Genomic DNA, 20,258 nt, shown 5'->3' on the forward strand with positions numbered 1-20,258 from the left:
AGGGACCGGAAATGAAACGAATTTGGTGGATTCCGGCAATGCTTCTGCTGCTGATTGGCTGTACGCCTTCGTCGGACGAAGCGGAAGTCGTGGAAAACGAAGAGGCGGAAACCGCATTAATTCCAAGTATTCAGCTCGATGACCGGTATTACCGGACACTGCTGCCGTATAAAGAAAGTGCAGCGCGGGGCATGACGGTACACCGGTTGAATACCCGCTATGATATTGAAGAAGCCGGAACCGGACTGATGCGGCTGGCCCAACGGCAGTTTTCGCCGGATGATTATTTTTTCCAGGAAGGCCAACAGCTCTCGGCGGATGACATCAGATCTTGGCTCAGCCGGGAATCAGAAGACAACCCGGTCGGCCTGAATCCTGCGGATAGCCGGACAGAAGCAGAGACCGCAGCAGGGGAGCGGCCGGAACCGGAAGCACTCGCTCATATCATTGAACAGAATTATTTAGTGAAAACGGACGAAGAGACCATCCGGCTCGGCGGCATTGCGATTGGCCTTGCCCTGAATTCGACTTACTATAACCGGACAACGGACGGTACGTACGAGGAAGAGATCCCGCGTGCGGAACTGGAAGCGGCAGGGAAAGAAATTGCCGGTGAAGTGGCCAGCCGGCTCCGGCAAAAAGAGGGACTGACGAATGTTCCGATTGTCATCGGCCTTTTTGAGCAGAACGGCCGCAATGCCATCGTGCCGGGTTCGTATTTTGCCGTTGGCACCGTCCCGGCAGGCAAGAAGGAAGTCGGAAATTGGCAGGAAGTCCAGGAAGAGCATATCGTTTTCCCGACGACTGAGCCAGCTGAGACATACCGGGAGACAGATACAGCATTCCGCAATTTCGAGCAGGATATTGAGGAATACTTTTCTGATTTTACCGGAGTTATTGGTGCCGGGTTTTATGCGGAAGGTGAACTTCAGGAATTGACGATTGAAATTCCGGTTCAGTTCTACAGCTCAACAGAAATTATTGGGTTTACACAGTACGTGACAGGACTTATCATCGATCACTTTCCGAATAATTCACTGATTGAAGTCAGCATTGCATCGGAAAACGGCCCGGAAGCGCTGATTTTGCGGAAGCCCGGTGCAGAAGATCCGGAAGTTCATATATATAGATGATCCAACAGGGAGTGCCATGCAGGCGCTCCCTGTTCATTTTTTAGAAAAAATGATATGATAACCGGTATGGTTTAGATACCCGGAGGTGTAGGAAATATGGCGAAAATCACGAAAGAAAAAGTGACGGAAGTAGCGCATCTGGCCCGGCTGGCAATCTCGGAAGAGGAAGCTGAACATTTTGCTGAACAGCTCGAGGCAATCACGAATGCGATGGAATTGCTGAATGAATTGGATACAGAAAATGTGGAGCCGACAACACATGTCTACCCGATGGTGAACGTGCTGCGGGAAGATCAGGCAGAGCCCGGAATTCCGCGTGAACTGGCATTGAAAAATGCACGGGAGCACGAAGCAGGACAAATTAAAGTGCCGAATGTATTGGACTGACAGGAGGAAAAAACATGAGTTTATTCGATAAAACAGCCGATGAACTTCAACGGTTGATAAAGGCAGGCGAGCTGTCATTTGCGGATGTGACGCAGGAAGCGTTTGACCGCATCCGGGAATTGGATCCGGAAGTTGCGGCCTTTTTGCAACTGAATGAGGAGCAGGCGACTGCACGTGCTAAAGAATTGGAGCAGACACCCGCCAGTGAACGAGGGCCGTTGTTTGGTATGCCGATCGGTGTGAAAGACAATATTGTAACCGAAGGAATTGAAACGACCGCCTCAAGCCGTATTCTGGAAGGTTTTATCCCGATTTATGATGCGACGGTCGTCCGGAAATTGAAAGACGCCGGTATGGTCATCACCGGTAAGCTGAACATGGACGAATTCGCGATGGGTTCTTCCAATGAGAACTCGTATTATAAGAAAACAAAAAACCCGTGGAACCTTCAGACGGTTCCAGGCGGGTCATCCGGCGGATCAGCGGCTGCAGTGGCAGCAGGGGAAGTGCCGTTTGCTCTTGGTTCTGATACTGGCGGATCCATCCGGCAGCCAGCCGCTTTCTGCGGAGTCGTCGGCATGAAACCGACATATGGCCGCGTTTCGCGTTTCGGCCTGATTGCTTTTGCTTCATCCCTTGATCAAATCGGTCCGGTAACCCGGACTGTTGAAGATAATGCGAAACTGCTGCAAGTGATTTCAGGACACGATGACATGGATTCGACATCAGCCGACGTGCCGGTTCCTGATTTTGCCGCTGCGCTCACAGGGGATATCAAAGGACTGCGGATCGGTGTGCCGAAAGAGTATTTAGGCGAAGGCGTCAGTGAAGGAGCCAGACAGGCTGTGCTGGATGCGCTCCGCGTCTTGGAAGAAAAAGGCGCGACATGGGAAGAGATTTCAATGCCGCATTCCAAGTATGCATTGTCTACGTACTATCTGCTGTCGTCTTCAGAAGCTTCCTCGAATCTTGCCCGATTCGATGGTATCCGCTACGGTTACCGGACAAATCAGGCGGAAAATTTGCTTGATTTCTATATGAACACGCGGGCAGAAGGCTTTGGCGATGAAGTGAAGCGGCGTATTATGCTCGGGACCTATGCACTCAGCTCGGGATATTATGATGCTTACTATAAAAAGGCCCAGAAAACCCGGACGCTGATCAAGCAGGATTTCGATCAGGCTTTTGAAAAATTCGATGTGATCATTGGACCGACAACACCGACACCGTCATTCAATATCGGTGAGAAAATCGATGATCCGCTGACGATGTATGCAAACGACATTTTAACCATTCCAGTAAACCTTGCCGGTATTCCGGCCATTTCAGTGCCATGCGGTTTTGATAATGGGCTGCCGCTCGGTCTGCAGATCATTGGGCGCCCATTTGATGAAGAAACGATTTATCGGACAGCACATGTATTCGAACAGGCAACGGACTTCCACAAACAGAAGCCGGGACTGTGGGAGGTGGCAGCAAAATGAATTTTGAAACAATCATTGGACTTGAAGTGCACGTTGAGCTGAAGACAGATTCAAAAATGTTTTCGCCATCACCGGCTCATTTCGGGGCAGAACCCAATACGAATACGAATGTAATTGATCTCGGATACCCGGGTGTACTCCCGGTCGTGAATAAACGGGCCGTGGAATTCGGCATGCGGGCTGCGCTTGCGCTGAATTGTGAAATCGCCCGCCATACGAAGTTCGACCGGAAAAACTACTTTTATCCGGATAATCCGAAAGCTTATCAGATTTCCCAATTCGATGAGCCGATCGGCGAGAACGGCTGGGTGGAGATCGAAGTGGACGGCAAGAAAAAACGCATCGGTATCACCCGCCTCCATTTAGAGGAAGATGCCGGGAAACTGACACATACAGATGAAGGTTACTCCCTCGTTGACTTTAACCGCCAGGGGACGCCGCTGATCGAAATCGTTTCTGAACCGGATATCCGGACGCCGGCAGAAGCCTATGCATACTTGGAGAAGATCAAAGCGATCATCCAGTATACGGGTGTATCTGACGTGCGCATGGAGGAAGGCTCCTTGCGCTGTGATGCCAATATTTCCTTGCGGCCATACGGCCAGGACGAGTTCGGAACAAAGACGGAACTTAAGAACCTGAATTCATTCAGCTACGTCCGCAGAGGGCTGGAGCATGAACAGGTACGCCAGGAGCAGGTGCTGCTCTCAGGCGGTGTCATCCGCCAGGAAACCCGGCGCTTTGATGAATCGACCGGTAAGACCGTCCTCATGCGGGTCAAAGAAGGATCGGATGACTACCGCTACTTCCCGGAACCGGATTTGCTTGATATCATCATTGATGACGCATGGATTGAGCGCGTACTTGGTGAAATTCCGGAGCTGCCGGATGCGCGGAAAGAACGGTATGTCACAGAGCTTGGCTTGCCGGCATATGATGCGGCTGTTTTAACCCTTGCCAAATCAATGTCGGATTTCTTTGAAGCGACTGTCGAAGCGGGAGCTGATCCGAAACTCGCTGCCAATTGGCTCATGGGCGACGTATCGGCTTATCTGAATTCCGTGCAGAGAGAAATCAATGAAACACCGCTTGAGCCGAAAGAATTGGCTGCCATGATTAAATTGATCGAAAAAGGAACCATCTCTTCAAAAATCGCGAAGAAAGTGTTCCGTGAATTGATTGAAAAAGGCGGTTCTGCCGAAGAAATCGTTAAAGCGAAAGGACTCGTGCAGATTTCGGATGAAGGGGAGCTGCTCCGCATGGTGACGAAAACACTTGACGCCAACCCGCAGTCCATCGAAGATTTCAAGAATGGCAAAGACCGGGCGATCGGTTTCCTCGTCGGTCAGATCATGAAAGCGACGAAGGGACAGGCGAACCCGCCGCTTCTGAACAAACTACTGCTTGAAGAAATCGCAAAGCGCTGATCGAAGACCGGAATCCGATGAGGGTTCCGGTTTTCAATAGCATCTTCGATATGAAGGGCGTAAACTGGTGATGAAGGAGTGACTGGATCAATGAGAACAGAACAGCAGTATTTTGAAGATGCATTGCCGCTGGAGAAGTACATGGCGCAGATGGAAGTGCATCAGGAGAAGTCCTATCAAGTCTACGAGCGATTTGAATTGCCGGAAGATGAGGCGTTTTTCGATTTGCTCCGCGAAAAGCAGCCTCACGTGTTGGCGATTACAGAAGATTGGTGCGGCGATGCGATGATGAATAACCCGATCCTGCGGAAAGTCGCCGAGCGGGCAGACTTGGAAATCCGCTGCGTTTACCGGGATCAGAATCTGGAGCTGATGGACCGTTACTTGACGAATGGCGGCCGCTCAATTCCAAAATACATCATTTTATCATCGACTGGAGAAGTGCTTGGGACATGGGGCCCGCGGGCACCGCAGATTCAAGAGTTTGTCATGACGGAAAAAGCCAAGCTTCCGGACCCGGATGATGCACGCTTCGAGCTTCAGCAGAAAGCCTTCCATAGCGATCTCACCGAGCGGTTTGCAAGCAGTGAAGAGTTCTGGCAGCTCGTCTATGAAGACTTGCGCAATACGTTTCGGGAAGCATTGAAGTGACAGCGCAGGGACAATTGGATCAGCAGTCCATATAAGTGCTGGCAACCTTTTTGTGTTTTTACAGTCCTACACGAAGAGAATGAAAAGGAAGGCTGAGTTCTGATGAAACGTGCACGCATAATTTATAATCCGACTTCCGGACGGGAGCTGTTCCGCCGGCATTTGCCGGAAGTGCTGGAGCAGCTGGAACGGGCAGGCTATGAAACCTCTTGCCATGCCACCACAGGACCGGGAGATGCGACAAGAGCGGCAATGTTAGCGGTGAAACGGGAATTTGATGTGGTGATTGCAGTCGGCGGAGACGGGACGCTGAATGAAGTGGTGGCCGGGGTGTCAAATTCCGAAAAAAAACCGAAGATCGGCCTTATCCCGATGGGCACCACGAATGACTTTGCCCGTGCCATTCATATTCCGCGGGATATCAATAAAGCGATCGAGATTATCATACAGGGCAAAACGATTCCGGTGGATGTCGGACTCATGAATGGCAAGCGGCACTTCATTAATATCGCTGGTGGCGGACGGATGACAGAACTGACGTACGAGGTACCGAGTAAGCTGAAAACCGTGCTTGGTCAGATGGCCTATTATCTGAAAGGGATTGAAATGCTGCCGTCTATCCGATCATCAAGAGTACGAATCGAGTATGATGGAAATGTATTGGAAGGCAGCGTCATGATGTTTTTGATCGGCCTGACAAATTCGGTTGGCGGTTTTGAAAAACTGGCACCGGATGCCAGCATCAATGATGGCAAATTTACCTTGCTCATTCTGAAAGAGGTCAATATAGCGGAATTTGTCCGGCTGGCTTCCCTTGCATTGCGCGGTGAACATTTATCAGACCCTAATGTTGTTTATGTAAAAGCGAGCAAAGTGACCGTCACTTCAGAAGAGCGGGTCGTACTGAACCTGGACGGGGAATACGGCGGTGCGCTGCCTGCCGTATTCGAGAATCTGGCGCGCCATATTGAGGTATTTGTCCCGCCTGACTCCGTTGATAAACTGAATTTGAAGTGACAGCCAGACAGCGGGAGGCTCAAGCTCTCCCGCTGTCTTTTTAAGTGTACGCAGCAATAGAGATGAGGAGGCGGATGGATGAAATCGTACAAGACGCTGCTGTTTGATTTGGATGATACACTGCTGGACTTTAAGGCGGCGGAACAGGAAGCGCTTAAATCACTGTTCAGCGCGCAAGGGATGTCGCTGACAGATAAAGTCGCTGCCCGTTACCGGCTTCTCAACAAAGACTTGTGGCAGTCGTTTGAGGAAGGGAAGATAACAAAGGAGGAAGTGATCCATACCCGGTTTGCAAGGCTGTTCGCCGAATACGAAAAAGAAGTGGATGGCCGGGAAATGGATGATGATTACCGAAAACATTTGGAGAGAGGGGTCCAGTTTGTGGCCGGGGCCCGGGAGTTGGTTTCATCGCTTCATGGGAGATTCAGTTTATACATTGTCACGAACGGAATAGCCAGAACTCAATTGAAACGGCTGCATGATTCAGGGCTCTATCCGCTGTTCGATGGCATTTTCATATCAGAAGAATTGAAAGCTCAAAAACCGATGAATGCATTTTTCAAAGCTGTTTTTGCTGAAATTCCTTCCTTTACTCCGGCTGGCACGTTGATTATCGGCGATTCCTTCAATGCGGATATCCGGGGCGGTCAGGCGGCGGGCATCGATACATGCTGGTTTAATCGGCATAACCTTCCCCGTCCCGGCGATATTCAGCCCACATATGAAGTAAGAGAGCTGCAGGAGCTGCAGCGGCTGCTGCAAGATAAACCGGGGAAGCAGAATTGACAAATTGAAAAGCGGTATAAAACAGCCGGCGATCAGACAAGGTCTGATCGCCGGCTGTTTCTGTTTAAAGCATGTCGATTGCCTCATCCTGGTCTTTTGCCAGTTTCGGCAGGTCTTTGAGAGATGCCCAGCGGTACCGGAAGATACGGCCGCTGCCCGGTTCCTTATGCTCCCAGGCACTCGGCCCATTCCCGGTATACTCGAAATGGAAGATATTATGCTCATATGCTTTTTCAATATCCCGTGGATATACCATATGCTTATGGATCTTACCGATAAATACAAGATTTTCCCGTGCAAGACCGGTTTCTTCCGCCACTTTGCGGTATAAGGCATCAATCACCATTTCATTTTCGCCAATTGTGCCGCCAGGTACCTGGAGCCCCTGTTCCGGTTCCCCACTATATTCGAAAATCAGAAGTTCCTGTCCGTCTCCCTCTCCCCGAGTGATGTATGCGTAAACTTTTCGTTTTGTTTCCATAGTAGCTCAGTCCTTTTAATATAGGTATCTATCTAGAATACTAAAAATTTAAATTATTATCAAATCATTTCTTAATCTTGTTGTCACAGCATTTTCATAATTGACCGATTCTATGAGCCGGCCAGGCGTTTTCTCTCTATGGATTAAGGTACAATATAGACATAGAGGAAGGTGAAGGCCATGTATAAACAGCAAGAACGGATGCTGATCTGGCTTTCTTTTATTGTCGGCGGCATTATGTTCCTATCGATTCTCAGCAGAATATTCGGCGGCTGAAGACGAAGCCGCCAGTCAAATCGAAACGTTGCTGGACATAAGGAGAGGAGATGCATAGATGGTCAACGGAGACGCAGTGTTTTACAGTCGGTTACTGACTGAACTGACACTGTCATTTCATATCATTTACGCAACAATCGGAGTCGGAGTCCCGCTTATGATCATGATCGCCCAATGGGTTGGAATCCGGAAAAATGACGAGCATTATATCCTGCTCGCCAGACGCTGGGCGCGCGGTTTTGTCATTACTGTAGCGGTAGGGGTCGTCACTGGAACAGCTATCGGTCTGCAGCTATCGCTGCTATGGCCGAATTTCATGGAATTGGCGGGGAATGCGATTGCCTTGCCACTGTTCATGGAAACGTTCGCGTTTTTCTTTGAGGCCATATTTCTCGGTATCTACCTGTATACATGGGACCGGTTCGAAGATCAGCGGAAGCATTTCCTGCTGCTGATCCCTGTGGCAATCGGCGCGTCATTTTCAGCTGTTTTTATCACGATGGTGAATGCATTCATGAGCTCGCCTCGGGGCTTTGATCTGGTGAGCGGGGAATTGGTGAATATCAATCCGGTCCTTGCCATGTTTACTCCGGCCATGCCGACAAAAGTTTCACACGTTGTGGTGACAGCCTATATGACAGCGGCATTCGTTCTGGCAGCAATTGCTGCGTTCCGTATGTTGCGCGGCTCGGATCACATTTATCATAAAAAGGCATTGTTCCTGACAATGAAACTCGGGCTCATCTTTGCGATTGCCACTGCGATTATCGGTGATTTTTCCGGTAAGTATCTGGCTGTGTACCAGCCGGAAAAACTGGCGGCTGCGGAATGGCATTTCGAAACAGAAGGCGACGCGTCGCTTGTGCTGTTCGGGTTGCTGGAGGGGGAAGAAGTCAGATATGGCCTTGAACTTCCTTACGCACTCAGCATTCTGGCACATGGCAATCCGCGTTCGGAAGTAATCGGGCTGAACGATTTTCCGGCCGATGAGCTGCCGCCGCTGTATATCCATTATTTATTTGATTTGATGGTGACCATTGGTATGGCCCTCACGCTGCTGTCACTCATTTACGTCGCTGCGAAATGGCGCGGATGGAAATTCATCGAATCCCGCTGGTTCCGCTGGCTCATTGTGCTCGGCGGTCCGCTGTCCCTTGTGGCCATCGAGATGGGCTGGTGGTTCACAGAAGTCGGCCGGCAGCCTTGGGTTCTCCGGGGCATCATGCGGACGGAAGAGGCGGCTACAACAAGCGGTCAAGTCGACCTTATGCTGATCCTGTTCGCCGGTCTGTATTTGATCCTGGGTATCGGCAGTATCGTCGTGCTGACGCGTATGTTCCGCCGCAACCCGGTTGAGCAGGAGCTCGCCGACCGAGAAGCCGAAAGAGGAGGTGGCCGGGCATGACACTTGAAATCGTCGGAATATCCGTCTTATGGATGTTCCTCTTCGGATATGTGATCATCGCCAGTGTCGACTTTGGTGCCGGTTTCTTTAATGCCTACAGTGCATTTACAAACAAAGAGCATGTCCTGACGAATATCATTCAGCGCTATTTGTCGCCGGTATGGGAAATTACAAATGTGTTCCTGGTATTTTTCTTCGTGGGGGCCATCGGCTTTTTCCCGAAAACAGCGTTTTATTACGGAACAGCCCTGCTGGTCCCTGCGTCGATCGCTATTGTGTTATTAGCTATCCGCGGATCCTACTACGCATTCGCGACGTATGGAGCCAGGATAAGCCACAAAGGCTACATCTACATGTATGGGCTGGCCGGGTTGCTGATTCCGGCCGCCTGGTCGACGGTACTGACCATCTCTGAGGGCGGTTTTATTTATTTGGAAAACGGGGCACCGGTACTGGATTACTGGGCATTGTTCTCAAGCCCGCTTACCTGGAGCATCGTGGTTCTGGCCCTATCCGCCGTTCTGTACATCTCTGCTGTGTTCCTGACGTGGTATGCACGGAAGGCGGGGGATGACCGGGCATCTGATCTCTTGCGGAAATATTCGCTGATCTGGTCGGTTCCGACCATCGTGACGGCGACGGGTATCATCGTCGAACTCCGGGCGCATAATGAAGAACATTTTGCCAATCTGATTGGTCTATGGTGGGTATTCGCGCTGTCGGCCCTGCTGTTTTTCGGAACGGTATTTCTGCTGTGGAAGCGCCGCAATTACGGCATGGCGTTCATCTTGCTCGTCGGGCAATTCTTCCTGGCGTTTTCCGGTTACGGCGTTTCTCATTATCCGTATCTGCTGTATCCGTACTTGACGCTTTATGATGGCTTTACAAATGAGGCAATGGCCATTGCGCTCATTATCGCCTTCCTGGCCGGTTTCGCCCTGCTTTTGCCATCACTGTATCTCGTACTTCGGCTGTTCCTGTTCGACAAGGACTATGTTCAAGGTAAGTCGGATTATCATGTATAAGGAGGGGACTGCATGACTGAATTTATGATTTTTGTCGCCCCGTTTCTCGTACTCTTCGGCTCGATGATTGCCGGTTTCTGGCTGGCCATGAAAGATGGACCGGTAACAAAAGAGAAAAAATGACGGATAACGTGCAGCGGCCGCTGCGCGTTTTTTTATGGTCAGCCTGGGGCAATGCAAGGCTGAACAAGGCGCTTTTGCGTTTCTTATGGTAAGATTAGTGACGCGAAATGGAGTGAACCAAGTGAAACCTGTACAGAAAAATGACCGCTTAAACGTATATGTGGAGGACTTAACCCATGAAGGGGCAGGCGTGGCAAAAATCGATGGTTATCCGTTGTTTATACACGGAGCACTTCCGGGAGAAGAAGTGGAAGTGCATGTTGTAAAAACACTGAAGTCATATGGCTTTGCAAAATTGCTCGATATCAAACTCTCGTCCCCTTTCCGGGTTACGGCTCCGTGTCCGGTATTCGATGTATGCGGCGGCTGTCAGATGCAGCATTTATCCTATGATGGTCAGCTGGCTTTCAAAGAAAAACTGGTCCGCGATGCGATGGCACGGCTTGGAAAACTGCCGGATGTGCCCGTCCATGCCATTAAAGGAATGGACAATCCATGGCGCTACCGCAATAAATCCCAAATTCCATTCGGGGAACGGGATGGGGAAACAATTGCCGGTTTCTATCGTACACGTTCTCATGATATCGCGGATACGGATACATGCATCATTCAAAGTGAAGAAGCGGATATTGTTATGCGTGAGCTGAAGCATCAACTCCATGCGTTTGGTATTCAGCCGTATGACGAAACCGCACATAGCGGACTGCTCCGTCATGTAGTGGTCCGGAAAGGGCGGGCGACAGGAGAAGTCATGGTTGTGCTCGTCACCCGAAAGAAAAAGCTGCCGCAACAAGAAGCGGTGATTGCGTTGATTCGGAACCAGGTACCGAATGTGAAATCGATTGTGCAGAACGTTAACCCAGGCAAAACGAATGTGATTTTCGGTGATGAGACCGTGACACTTTGGGGCAATGACGTGATCGAGGACCGAATTGGGGATGTGCGTTTTGAAATTTCCGCACGGTCATTTTACCAGGTCAATCCGGATCAGACGGAAGTGCTGTATAAGCAGGCGCTCGATTATGCCCAATTGAACGGCGATGAAACGGTAATCGATGCGTATTGCGGTATTGGAACGATCTCACTGTTTTTGGCACAGAAAGCAAAAGCGGTGATGGGTGTCGAAATCGTGCCGCAGGCGATTGAAGACGCCAAGCGTAACGCTCAATTGAACGGATTCACCAATACGTTGTTTGAGGCCGGGCCGGCGGAAGAAGTCATTCCACGCTGGTTCAAAGAAGGGCGAAAAGCAGATGTACTCGTAGTTGATCCGCCGCGCAAAGGGTGTGACGCCCATCTGCTTGGCACCATTTTGGAACAAAAACCGGAGCGAGTTGTTTATGTATCATGCAATCCGGCGACACTTGCCCGGGACTTGCGTATTTTGGAAGACGGCGGCTATCGCACCCGGGAAGTGCAGCCGGTCGACATGTTCCCGCAGACAACGCACGTAGAGGCCGTTGCATGGCTTGAACTCGGGATGTGACTTTTTAATACATGGTAAAAGGGGTTGTCCCAAAAGGTCATGAAAAACGACCTCGAGGGGCAGCCCTTTTTTCTATTCGTAAAGAAGTAGCTGGGGTTCGACCCGGCGGACGCTGTCCGCGGGCACGGCTTCAGCCGCTTCCCTCGCTATGCTCGGTCCAGGGTCTTCAGCTCGTGCTAGTCCCGCAGGAGTCGCCGCCGGCCTTCCCGCCTTTATGCATTCTACATGGTTGTCTCCTTTAACTAGCTTGGAACGGCAGAAGCCAGCAGAAATGCGAAAACCCCAGACTGCTCCTGCATCGCTTCGCTAGCTTCGTCGCAAAGCTGAGGGCTCTTCAAGAGCCCTCAGCTTGCCTGCGGAAAAACGGACGGATCAAGACTCCGCATGCCGGCGGAGCCGGCAGAGGAGGCTTGGCCGTTCGTCCGCGGCAAACGGTTTTATCTGCGACGAGCTTGCGCAGGAGCAAGTGAGTGTTTGCGCAGCAGAAGCCGTTCCATTATGGAAGAACATCTGGGCAAGATAAGCCTAAGGGCTTTTTGGACAGCCCCTTAATCGTTCTGCTATATTTTACGCGCGCTAAAAAAGCTCTTTACTGGTTACTATTGGCATTTACTCCGGACAAGATATATTTGGATTGAACGGTGCAAAATCACCGGCTGGATTGTCTTGCCAAACCCAAGCATGGAGCGAATGTTGTGGTACGGCACTTGGTGGGTCGAATAATTCACCGAATAATTCATTCTCATCAATTGACAAGTATTCCACACCGATAAGTTTTAGGCCGCCTTTTGTCGGAACATAAAGCAAAGCTTCAGGTTTCGCCATGTCGACTTCATTATCCACTAGAGCAGGATTCACGAAATGAATCCCCATTCCACCGAGACCAGGTACTTCCACGCATTCTTCTGTATTGATGTACCCCGCTTTCTCTGCCTGCTTCAAACTATGATACCTTGCTGTCGCTTTTTTTACTGCAATTTTTTCTTTATGAGTCAATTCCCCACGACCGCCTCCTCCATCTTCATGCGCTGTAACCCCAACCCCGCCTGATACGAGCAAACCAGCAATCGCCATGGACCCAATAGCAGTTTTCATGTGCTTGTTCATCTCGATGCCTCCTTAAAATTTTTTAGATGAGCAGGATTATGATTCCGTGACAGAGTGAGAAAAACTTACCGTTAAACTTATCTTAACATTCTAAATACTTAATGTTATAGTATACCAAAGCATACATCTGAAGGGTGAGTGCCTTTGAATCGCATCCGGTCATCGTTGTATAAAACGTCTCAGCATCATCGGAGTATCCGGTTTGCAGAAACCCGTTTTTTTACAGGCAGGGAGCGGGAACTAACTATGCTGTTGAATGCAATTTCCGGTCAGCGGGAATACCGCCTCGTTCATGTGTGCGGCACAGGAGGAATCGGCAAGACGGTTTTGCTTCGGGAAGTAGAAATGCGTGCTGCCCAGAGAGAAGTGGAATTTCTGCTGATAGACGGAGAAAGTGCTTTTTACTCACCATCTCAATTTACTGAAAGCCTGTTTTTTCTATTAGAAGAACACGGGTTATTGGAAGGGTATTCTTCTCGGAGTATTTCTCTTGCCGCTTGTCTTGCAGCATTAAAAGTAGCCGCGGAATCGAGGCAAATCGTTCTTGCAGTGGATTCATATGAGCATGTCGCATCCTTGGATAACTGGTTTCGCCGGAGCGTTATAGAACCGTTATTGCCTCAGGTCGTTGTCATCCTGGCTGGAAGACAATCACTGAAAGGGGAATGGGTTCATTCGCCAGCTTGGCGGCGAATGATCAAAGAGCTGCACCTGAAAGAGTTCGATTACAGTCAGACAGCGTCTTATTTGACCAAATTTCAAATCAGTCAGCATCATAGGGAGACTATTTGGCGTTTTGCAAAAGGGCATCCGCTGACGCTGTCTCTGGTCGCTGCGTTGCCGGAGACGAGCATTGCAGTAATGGACAAGAAAGACCGGCAGGCTGATGAAGTATTTGAATCGGTTGCGAGACGATGGCTCAAGGAAGTGAACAATCCTTACCTGGACGATTATATAGAAGCAGCCAGTATACTGCGGAAGTTCGATCAAGCAGTGCTTTCTTACTTGATGCAGACCGAGCCGGATAATGCTGTTTTTTTTGCGTTTACCGAATTATCCTTCGTAAAAAAAACAGGAGCCCATTGGAGTCTTCACGAACTATTCCGTAACTTCATGGCTCAGGATTTTAAGAAACGAAACGGCGAAAAACACGGACTTATCAGTCAGCGGGCTATTCAGTACTATATGGACCGACTGATGTCATCCAAGCGATCTGCAACGGACTTTGCTGAATTGTTTTACCATATCGGCAATGAAAAAATTAAAGCAGCGTTTTTCCAAGATCTTACCCGAAAAAGTTACTATGTCGAGAAAGCGGAACAGGCTGACATGGAAGATGTAAGTACTTATTTTCAAAAAAGAAAAGAGCTGAGCATGGAAAACTCTGTGGACTTTTATGAGCAGGATACGGCAGAAACGATCACCCATTTCGTTTCAGAAGCACACAATAGAAAGGAAAACGAGTTATTTTTCGATCTCGAAGACTATAAGGAGCTGGGCTGCGAAGCGTTTCATTTGCTTCGCGATGATAAAGAAGGTGAAGCACTGGGACTGTCCGTTGTGATTCCAATTTCAGCAGATACAATAGATTATTTGAAAACAAAACCGGTATCACGCGCTTATTTTCGTCAATTATCCGCTGAAGAACTGATAGAGTACCATGTTGAAGACCGCATTGCCGGCTGGTTTATCCGCATGATAGACTGTCTGGATCCGACGGATGCAGAAGCCCGTTCCTGTTTATTGCATGAGTTGTTTCCGCTTTTGTTATCCGGTGGCCGAATTCTGGTCTCAACACCACTGCCGTTTTATCAACACCTTCTTCACGAATTTGGATTCGAAGAAGTTCCGGGAGCTACCCACTATGATTACGGAAAGGATCAACCTTCTCCCACCTATTTATTGGACGTGCGCGGGCATCGGATCGCAGATTATTTAAGAAGGCTACTTGAGCCGGTGACAAAAAAACCTGAGCTATCTGCAGCGACGTTATTCAAGTTCACAGAACGGGAACAGGCAATCGTCGAGTTGGTTCTTCAAGGCTATCAAAATGGTGAAATTGCGAAAAATTTGTATGTAACTGAAGTGACAGTGAAAAAGCATATGACCCGTATTTTGAAAAAGGTGCAAGTTCGGAACCGGACGCAGCTCGTTAGAAAAATGATGGAGATGAATGCATTGCCATTTCAGTGAACTTTAAACGTATAATAATCAAGTTCCGGAACCGGATGGTTTCGGTTTTTTATTTTAATGCTCTTCTATAAAAAAAGTGTTTGTTTTTTTACTTTCCAGATGATGGAGCTTTTTTGCGAAAGTCCGACAGAATTATTTAACGCAGCCTTTACTCTCCCACTTTCCTTCAGGGATCCGGCCAGAGCCGACCGGATGCGGAAATGCTTGTTTCAAAAAACAAGCAATCTATAAGGGAAGGGAGGGCGGTGTTCTTCTACTGAATACAGACTTACTGAAATTCTAGAATAAATCAGTTCATAGTAATATTGACTTTAACTTGTTTAAGCATAAGGGGAGGAGCTCAAAAAAGGTTTTTGCTAAATAATTAAATAAATTTAAAAAAATCCTTGCAAAAATTACATGTTTACGTTAGGGGGATAACGTCTATACAAGTAATATGACAGACATGATATAAAAATAACAATTAATTAAGGAGCTGAATACAAAATGAGTAAGCGAACAAACAAAATTCTACCGACAGCTTTAGCGACGACGCTGGCATTTGGAGCAGCTCCATTTGCTGTAAATGCTGAAGTAGACCTTGAAACGATTGGGGAAACATACCCGGCAACGGTGGACTGGACCGAAGATGACTGGAACACTTACCTGGGAGAGAATTTCGGAACGGACCTCAGTGAATATGAATCGAACGACGAATTGCTCGGTGAGTTGGGTGCACCGGTTGATATCAACGCATGGATTTCCGACCAGTCCGACGCCAATGTTCTGGAAGCGATGGAACGCTATGGCGTAACCGGCGATGAACTGGCTGCGATCCTTGAGGAAAACGACAGCCTGGAAGATATCCATTTCGTCGGTGACCTGGAAAATGTCCTGGAAGATGAAGGCTACACCGATGCAACAGCGGATGAAGAAGTTGTGGAAGAGGAAGCCGTAGTAGATGAAGAAACGGCTATCGACGATGAAGTCGCCGACGCGGAAGTGTACGATGACGATGTGGTCGAAAGCGAAGGCGAAGATGAAATCGTCGACGATGAAGAAGCCGCCGCTGCTGGCGAAGAAACCGGATTCGATTACGGGGAAGTCGACCAGGCGCAGCTTGAAGAGGTTTACCTGACGCCGCTCGGCATGACCGCTGAGGAGTTCGACGGCTACCTGATGGACAATTACGGCATGGGCATTGCGGACTTTGAAAGCTTTGACGTGCTCGAGACGACCGTCGGCCCGTTCATCGATGTCAATGAACTGATCACCGATGTGGAAGACGGCACGGTTGACGATGCAGGCGTAGTCGGCCTGATGGACGAATACGGACTGGATGCCGCGGAGACGGAAGAATTCCTGACCGGCATTGAAGATCCGGACGCCATCAACTTCTATGCGGACCTGGAAGCTGAGCTCATTGCCGCCGGTTACAGTGACAGCACAGGCGAAGACGATGAAACCGGTACGGATGAAGACGTCGTGGATGAAGAAGAAACCGCCACAGACGAAGAAGAAACAACCAAAGATGGTGAAGTGATCGAAACAGGTCTCGACATGACACTCGTGGAAGAGACGTACCTGACACCGTACGGCTGGGCCGAAGATGACTTCAATACGTACCTGATGGACAATTACGACATGGAACTGACGGACTTCAATGACTTTGCGGAACTGGAAGCCACCGTTGGCCCATTGCTCGATGATGAGACCCTGTCAGCGACACTGTATGAATATGACCTGACAGAAGACGATTACAACACCTTCCTCGAAGACAACGGATTCACAGAAGATGACTTCGTATTCGTTGCCGACCTGGAATGGGCACTTGAAGATGCAGGCTATACTGTTGTGAATGAAGTGGACGGCGAAGAAATGCCGGACACTGCGACAAATGCCGTTCAGAACGCCCTGATCGGTACCGGGATTGCCCTTCTGGGTGCTGCCGCGTTCTTCATGTCCAGAAGACGTGAAGGCGAACAATAATGAGTAGGCGTAGAAGACCCGGAAGAACTGTGCGGCAACGCATGGTTCTTCCGTCTTTATCTATTATTCTGATGGTATTCGGATTGTGTTTTGCCGGCTATAGTTTATTCAGCTTTGGTCAAGGCTATTTTGCTGTAGGCGATGCAGATCTTGAAAATGATCAATTTGCAAGTGCCGCAGTTACAGGTGCAGGCGGTTCAACTGCTCAGCCTGCTGGAGATCGGGATTTTACTCCTCTCTATGCGGACTTTCCTGAAGAAGGAGAGGAGTTTGGTGAACTGATCATTCCGAAGCTGGATGCAGCAATGCCGATTTTTCATGGCGCCGATCCGGATGAATTAGCCAAGGGCGTTGGTCACTTTGCAGCAAGTGTGCTTCCGGGAATGGGAAATAATTCTGTTCTTTCCGGACACCGCGGCACAGTTTTCCGTGAACTTGGGGAAGTAGGCGAAGATGACTTGCTGATTGTCCGGACAGATGCCGGCAAATTCACCTATAAAGTTCATACTGTACGGATTGTGGATGAACTGGATAAAACGGTTATTGTACAAAAAGATGAAGCGACATTAACACTCACCACTTGTTACCCATTCGGATTTGTCGGGGATGCCCCGCAGCGTTATGTGCTCGTGGCAGAATTGGTGAATTCAGAAACAGCTGAAACCGAAGAAGCGTGAAGTTCCTTTCAGGAGCTTCACTTTTTTAGTGTCCAATACTCTCCGCAGGCAATGGGATGTGTATACTTATTAATGAGGTGCTTCTGTAATAATTCAGCAGATGTGAAAAACAAGGAGCCTGCTCCTGAAGAAAACAGATTTTTCTTTAAAAAAATTGATTAGAACAGGAGGTTCAGCGTTGATACTGCTCAGGAAGTTATATTTACAGGCAACCAGTCTTTCCTGGCTGATGCTGACTGTCAGTACCATTATTTTGATCGCTCTCAGCACATTAATGATGCCCGTCATCGAACCTGAGACCTTTACAGATTACGCCGACTCATTATGGTTTACCATGACGACTGTCTTGACAGTCGGATACGGTGATCTGTATCCGATAACATTGGAGGGGCGGTTATTCACTGTCATTTTTCTCTACATAATCGGCATCGGGTTATTCGCTTCTTTTGTCGGAAAAGGGATTGAAAGTCTGACAGTACATAAAAGACGGGAAGAAAGGGGCGAAATCATGTTTAAAGGGCAAGGCCATATTGTGATTATCGACTGGTCATACAAAGCGGAAAATGCCATCGAAGAAATTTTAAAGAAAGACAAACGCATAGAAATTGTAGTGATTGACCGATTGGAAAAAGCAAAAGAAATTAACGCGCGTATCCATTATGTGAGAGGAAATGCTACGCACGGAGATATTCTCCGAAAAGCCAACATCCAGCAGGCGAAGGCTGTACTGATTTTCTCAGATGACCGAATTGAAGATCAGATGCTGACCGATGGCAAGTCTTTGCTGATCGCTACAGCAGTTGAGAGAATATCACCGAATGTCTATACAACGGTGGAAGTGGAACGTGAAGAACACATTCCGAATTTCTCGCACATTAATGTTGATAAGTTCATCATGTCAAATGGCACGATAGCGAAGATGGCCGTTAATTCGATTTTTCAGGAATCAGAATAACAGGTGCGAGCAACCGGAAAGCTGAACCCAGCTTTCCGGTTTTTTGCACCTTGTTCTGAGGAACAATTACTTATAGAAATCTCTTCTTAGTTGTATCCAATCACTTTGAAAAGGCGTATAATGTAATCAAAACGTAATATAACTGAAATTTACATAATTAAAGAAAGGAGATGGCGGTGTCTTTTATAGGTATAAGGTTTTGGTCTGGTGGCGTGTGATGAAAAAAATAAGAAGGGGCGATGAGTAGGATGTACGCTAAGTTTCTTAAAGTGATTGCTGTCTTTACCTTGGTTCTCTTTTCTTTACTCTCATTTTCGTCTGCAACTGACGCAGCCAGTTCCACATACGTGACAAAAGGCTACACGACAAGCAAAGTCGTAGCCCTTACGTTTGATGATGGCTCGGATGGTACAAACATCAATAAGATCCTTAAAATTCTTTCGGATAATAATGTCAATGCTACTTTCTTCCTAACGGGTTCGGGCGCAAATGCACATCCGCAGGCCATTCGGAATATCGCTGCCAACGGGCACCAGCTCGGCAACCACTCATATTCACATCCCGATTTCACGACAATTTCTGCTGCGAAGATTAAAAGTGAGTTGGATCGGACAGAGGCCACCATTAAAAGCATAACAGGAAAGTCGACAAAACCGATCTTCCGTGCACCGTTCGGAGCAAGCAATGCTGCTGCATTACAGGCGATTGGTGATGCAGGCTATACACATACGATTCAATGGGATATCGACACAATCGATTGGAGAGGCATTTCCTCCAGTCAAATTTTGTCCAAAGTAATGAATAACGTTCAGCCGGGCTCTATTATTTTGATGCATACCGGTGCAGGCGCATCCGGTACACCTGGCGCACTTCCATCCATGATTTCGCAATTGAAAGCGAAAGGATACAAATTCGTTACGGTTTCTGAGATGTTGAACCTGCCGTCAAGCACGCCGCCATCAGGTGCGACATATACGGTGAAATCCGGGGATACTCTTTATAGTATTGCAAACCGGTATAATGTGACGGTCGCTCAATTAGCTGCAGCGAATAACATCTCAAACACGAGTTTAATCCGGGTAGGGCAAGTGCTCGTCATTCCGGGCAAAACGACAACTCCGCCACCAGTTACTTCAGTCAAATATACAGTAAAGTCCGGTGATACTTTGTACCGGATTGCCTTGAAATACAATGTATCTGTTTCGCAATTGGCCGCAGCGAATAATATCGCAAATCCGAGTCTGATCCGGGTAGGGCAAGTGCTGGTCATTCCGGGTAAAACGACGACTCCACCGCCATCAACAGCGGTCAAGTACACGGTGAAATCCGGGGATACATTATACCGGATTGCGCTAAAATATGGCGTATCGGTTTCCCAGCTTGCAACAGCAAATAACATTTCCAATCCGAGCTTGATCCAGGTGGGGCAAGTGCTGGTTATTCCAGGCAAGACGACGACTCCGCCACCTGCAACGACTGTCCGTTACACAGTGAAATCAGGGGACACGTTATATTCAATCGCACAGCGCTATAATGTGTCGGTGATGAAGATTGCCAGTGCCAACAATATTTCCAATCCAAGCCTGATCCGGGTTGGACAAGTGCTGGTCATTCCACAATAATAATTGCCCGCTGCTTTTTGCTGAACGCCTTCTGGAGATTATTGCGCGATGACTC

The 20,258-nt window shown here is 48.6% G+C and carries 18 protein-coding genes; 16 read left to right on the forward strand and 2 right to left on the reverse strand.

Going from position 1 to position 20,258, the window contains the following annotated elements; genetic code table 11:
• Window positions 1-11: 11 nt before the first annotated feature.
• The 7 genes from B0X71_RS04530 to B0X71_RS04560 all read left to right on the forward strand — a co-directional run bounded on the left by B0X71_RS04530 (window position 12) and on the right by B0X71_RS04560 (window position 6,885).
• Window positions 12-1,133 carry a CamS family sex pheromone protein gene (locus B0X71_RS04530; protein WP_077588331.1) on the forward strand — a complete coding sequence of 374 codons (1,122 nt, stop codon included), beginning with the start codon at window positions 12-14 and terminating at the stop codon, window positions 1,131-1,133.
• 96 nt (window positions 1,134-1,229) lie between these two features.
• The gene (gene gatC / locus B0X71_RS04535; protein ID WP_077588332.1) at window positions 1,230-1,520 is read left to right on the forward strand and encodes an Asp-tRNA(Asn)/Glu-tRNA(Gln) amidotransferase subunit GatC; all 291 of its coding nucleotides are present in this window, start codon (window positions 1,230-1,232) and stop codon (window positions 1,518-1,520) included.
• 14 nt (window positions 1,521-1,534) lie between these two features.
• The gene (gatA, locus tag B0X71_RS04540; protein ID WP_077588333.1) at window positions 1,535-3,004 is read left to right on the forward strand and encodes an Asp-tRNA(Asn)/Glu-tRNA(Gln) amidotransferase subunit GatA; all 1,470 of its coding nucleotides are present in this window, start codon (window positions 1,535-1,537) and stop codon (window positions 3,002-3,004) included.
• Complete coding sequence (gatB, locus tag B0X71_RS04545) at window positions 3,001-4,431, forward strand: Asp-tRNA(Asn)/Glu-tRNA(Gln) amidotransferase subunit GatB (protein ID WP_077588334.1); 1,431 nt, start codon at window positions 3,001-3,003, stop codon at window positions 4,429-4,431. The genes gatA and gatB overlap by 4 nt, the downstream gene beginning before the upstream one ends.
• 90 nt (window positions 4,432-4,521) lie before the next feature.
• On the forward strand, window positions 4,522-5,082 hold the full coding sequence (locus B0X71_RS04550; RefSeq protein WP_077588335.1) for a thioredoxin family protein: 561 nt from the start codon (window positions 4,522-4,524) through the stop codon (window positions 5,080-5,082).
• Window positions 5,083-5,184: 102 nt separating this feature from the next.
• Window positions 5,185-6,099: a diacylglycerol kinase gene (locus B0X71_RS04555; RefSeq protein WP_077588336.1), complete on the forward strand. Its 915-nt coding sequence runs from the start codon at window positions 5,185-5,187 to the stop codon at window positions 6,097-6,099.
• A 78-nt stretch (window positions 6,100-6,177) separates the two neighbouring features.
• Window positions 6,178-6,885 (forward strand): YjjG family noncanonical pyrimidine nucleotidase, encoded by a 708-nt coding sequence (locus B0X71_RS04560; RefSeq protein WP_077588337.1) that lies wholly within the window; start codon window positions 6,178-6,180, stop codon window positions 6,883-6,885.
• A 64-nt stretch (window positions 6,886-6,949) separates the two neighbouring features.
• On the opposite strand, the gene B0X71_RS04565 is transcribed toward B0X71_RS04560, so the two are convergent.
• Entirely contained in the window at window positions 6,950-7,366 is a 417-nt protein-coding gene (locus B0X71_RS04565) for an NUDIX hydrolase (protein ID WP_077588338.1), read from the reverse strand.
• Window positions 7,367-7,700: 334 nt separating this feature from the next.
• Between B0X71_RS04565 and B0X71_RS04570 the strand changes: the two genes are divergently transcribed.
• From B0X71_RS04570 to rlmD, 4 genes are all read left to right on the forward strand, one after another.
• On the forward strand, window positions 7,701-9,047 hold the full coding sequence (locus B0X71_RS04570; protein ID WP_077588339.1) for a cytochrome ubiquinol oxidase subunit I: 1,347 nt from the start codon (window positions 7,701-7,703) through the stop codon (window positions 9,045-9,047).
• The gene (locus tag B0X71_RS04575; RefSeq protein ID WP_077588340.1) at window positions 9,044-10,072 is read left to right on the forward strand and encodes a cytochrome d ubiquinol oxidase subunit II; all 1,029 of its coding nucleotides are present in this window, start codon (window positions 9,044-9,046) and stop codon (window positions 10,070-10,072) included. Before B0X71_RS04570 ends, B0X71_RS04575 begins: the two co-directional genes overlap by 4 nt.
• A 12-nt stretch (window positions 10,073-10,084) precedes the next feature.
• Entirely contained in the window at window positions 10,085-10,195 is a 111-nt protein-coding gene (gene cydS, locus B0X71_RS21720; protein ID WP_408634112.1) for a cytochrome bd oxidase small subunit CydS family protein, read from the forward strand.
• A 121-nt stretch (window positions 10,196-10,316) separates the two neighbouring features.
• Window positions 10,317-11,681: a 23S rRNA (uracil(1939)-C(5))-methyltransferase RlmD gene (rlmD, locus tag B0X71_RS04580; protein WP_077588341.1), complete on the forward strand. Its 1,365-nt coding sequence runs from the start codon at window positions 10,317-10,319 to the stop codon at window positions 11,679-11,681.
• Window positions 11,682-12,290: 609 nt separating this feature from the next.
• On the opposite strand, the gene B0X71_RS04585 is transcribed toward rlmD, so the two are convergent.
• The gene (locus B0X71_RS04585) at window positions 12,291-12,788 is read right to left on the reverse strand and encodes a hypothetical protein (RefSeq protein WP_077588342.1); all 498 of its coding nucleotides are present in this window, start codon (window positions 12,786-12,788) and stop codon (window positions 12,291-12,293) included.
• Window positions 12,789-12,926: 138 nt separating this feature from the next.
• On the opposite strand from B0X71_RS04585, the gene B0X71_RS04590 reads away from it, so the two are divergent.
• From B0X71_RS04590 to B0X71_RS04610, 5 genes are all read left to right on the forward strand, one after another.
• A complete protein-coding gene (locus tag B0X71_RS04590) occupies window positions 12,927-14,981 on the forward strand; it encodes a LuxR C-terminal-related transcriptional regulator (protein WP_332309463.1) in 2,055 nt (684 codons plus the stop codon).
• A gap of 486 nt (window positions 14,982-15,467) precedes the next feature.
• Window positions 15,468-16,949: a processed acidic surface protein gene (locus B0X71_RS04595; RefSeq protein ID WP_077588344.1), complete on the forward strand. Its 1,482-nt coding sequence runs from the start codon at window positions 15,468-15,470 to the stop codon at window positions 16,947-16,949.
• Window positions 16,949-17,626 carry a class D sortase gene (locus B0X71_RS04600; RefSeq protein WP_077588345.1) on the forward strand — a complete coding sequence of 226 codons (678 nt, stop codon included), beginning with the start codon at window positions 16,949-16,951 and terminating at the stop codon, window positions 17,624-17,626. The genes B0X71_RS04595 and B0X71_RS04600 overlap by 1 nt, the downstream gene beginning before the upstream one ends.
• Window positions 17,627-17,804: 178 nt before the next feature.
• On the forward strand, window positions 17,805-18,581 hold the full coding sequence (locus tag B0X71_RS04605) for an ion channel (RefSeq protein ID WP_077588346.1): 777 nt from the start codon (window positions 17,805-17,807) through the stop codon (window positions 18,579-18,581).
• A gap of 248 nt (window positions 18,582-18,829) precedes the next feature.
• Complete coding sequence (locus B0X71_RS04610; protein WP_156889792.1) at window positions 18,830-20,203, forward strand: LysM peptidoglycan-binding domain-containing protein; 1,374 nt, start codon at window positions 18,830-18,832, stop codon at window positions 20,201-20,203.
• Window positions 20,204-20,258: the final 55 nt, after the last annotated feature.

The sequence above is a fragment of the Planococcus lenghuensis genome (assembly GCF_001999905.1).
Lineage (GTDB): Bacteria > Bacillota > Bacilli > Bacillales_A > Planococcaceae > Indiicoccus > Indiicoccus lenghuensis.

Coding starts and splice junctions, on each gene's coding strand:
- B0X71_RS04530 (WP_077588331.1), top strand. CDS start 12: ATGAAACGAATTTGGTGGATTCCGGCAATGCTTCTGCTGCTGATTGGC.
- gatC (WP_077588332.1), top strand. CDS start 1,230: ATGGCGAAAATCACGAAAGAAAAAGTGACGGAAGTAGCGCATCTGGCC.
- gatA (WP_077588333.1), top strand. CDS start 1,535: ATGAGTTTATTCGATAAAACAGCCGATGAACTTCAACGGTTGATAAAG.
- gatB (WP_077588334.1), top strand. CDS start 3,001: ATGAATTTTGAAACAATCATTGGACTTGAAGTGCACGTTGAGCTGAAG.
- B0X71_RS04550 (WP_077588335.1), top strand. CDS start 4,522: ATGAGAACAGAACAGCAGTATTTTGAAGATGCATTGCCGCTGGAGAAG.
- B0X71_RS04555 (WP_077588336.1), top strand. CDS start 5,185: ATGAAACGTGCACGCATAATTTATAATCCGACTTCCGGACGGGAGCTG.
- B0X71_RS04560 (WP_077588337.1), top strand. CDS start 6,178: ATGAAATCGTACAAGACGCTGCTGTTTGATTTGGATGATACACTGCTG.
- B0X71_RS04565 (WP_077588338.1), bottom strand. CDS start 7,366: ATGGAAACAAAACGAAAAGTTTACGCATACATCACTCGGGGAGAGGGA.
- B0X71_RS04570 (WP_077588339.1), top strand. CDS start 7,701: ATGGTCAACGGAGACGCAGTGTTTTACAGTCGGTTACTGACTGAACTG.
- B0X71_RS04575 (WP_077588340.1), top strand. CDS start 9,044: ATGACACTTGAAATCGTCGGAATATCCGTCTTATGGATGTTCCTCTTC.
- cydS (WP_408634112.1), top strand. CDS start 10,085: ATGACTGAATTTATGATTTTTGTCGCCCCGTTTCTCGTACTCTTCGGC.
- B0X71_RS04585 (WP_077588342.1), bottom strand. CDS start 12,788: ATGAACAAGCACATGAAAACTGCTATTGGGTCCATGGCGATTGCTGGT.
- B0X71_RS04595 (WP_077588344.1), top strand. CDS start 15,468: ATGAGTAAGCGAACAAACAAAATTCTACCGACAGCTTTAGCGACGACG.
- B0X71_RS04600 (WP_077588345.1), top strand. CDS start 16,949: ATGAGTAGGCGTAGAAGACCCGGAAGAACTGTGCGGCAACGCATGGTT.
- B0X71_RS04610 (WP_156889792.1), top strand. CDS start 18,830: ATGTACGCTAAGTTTCTTAAAGTGATTGCTGTCTTTACCTTGGTTCTC.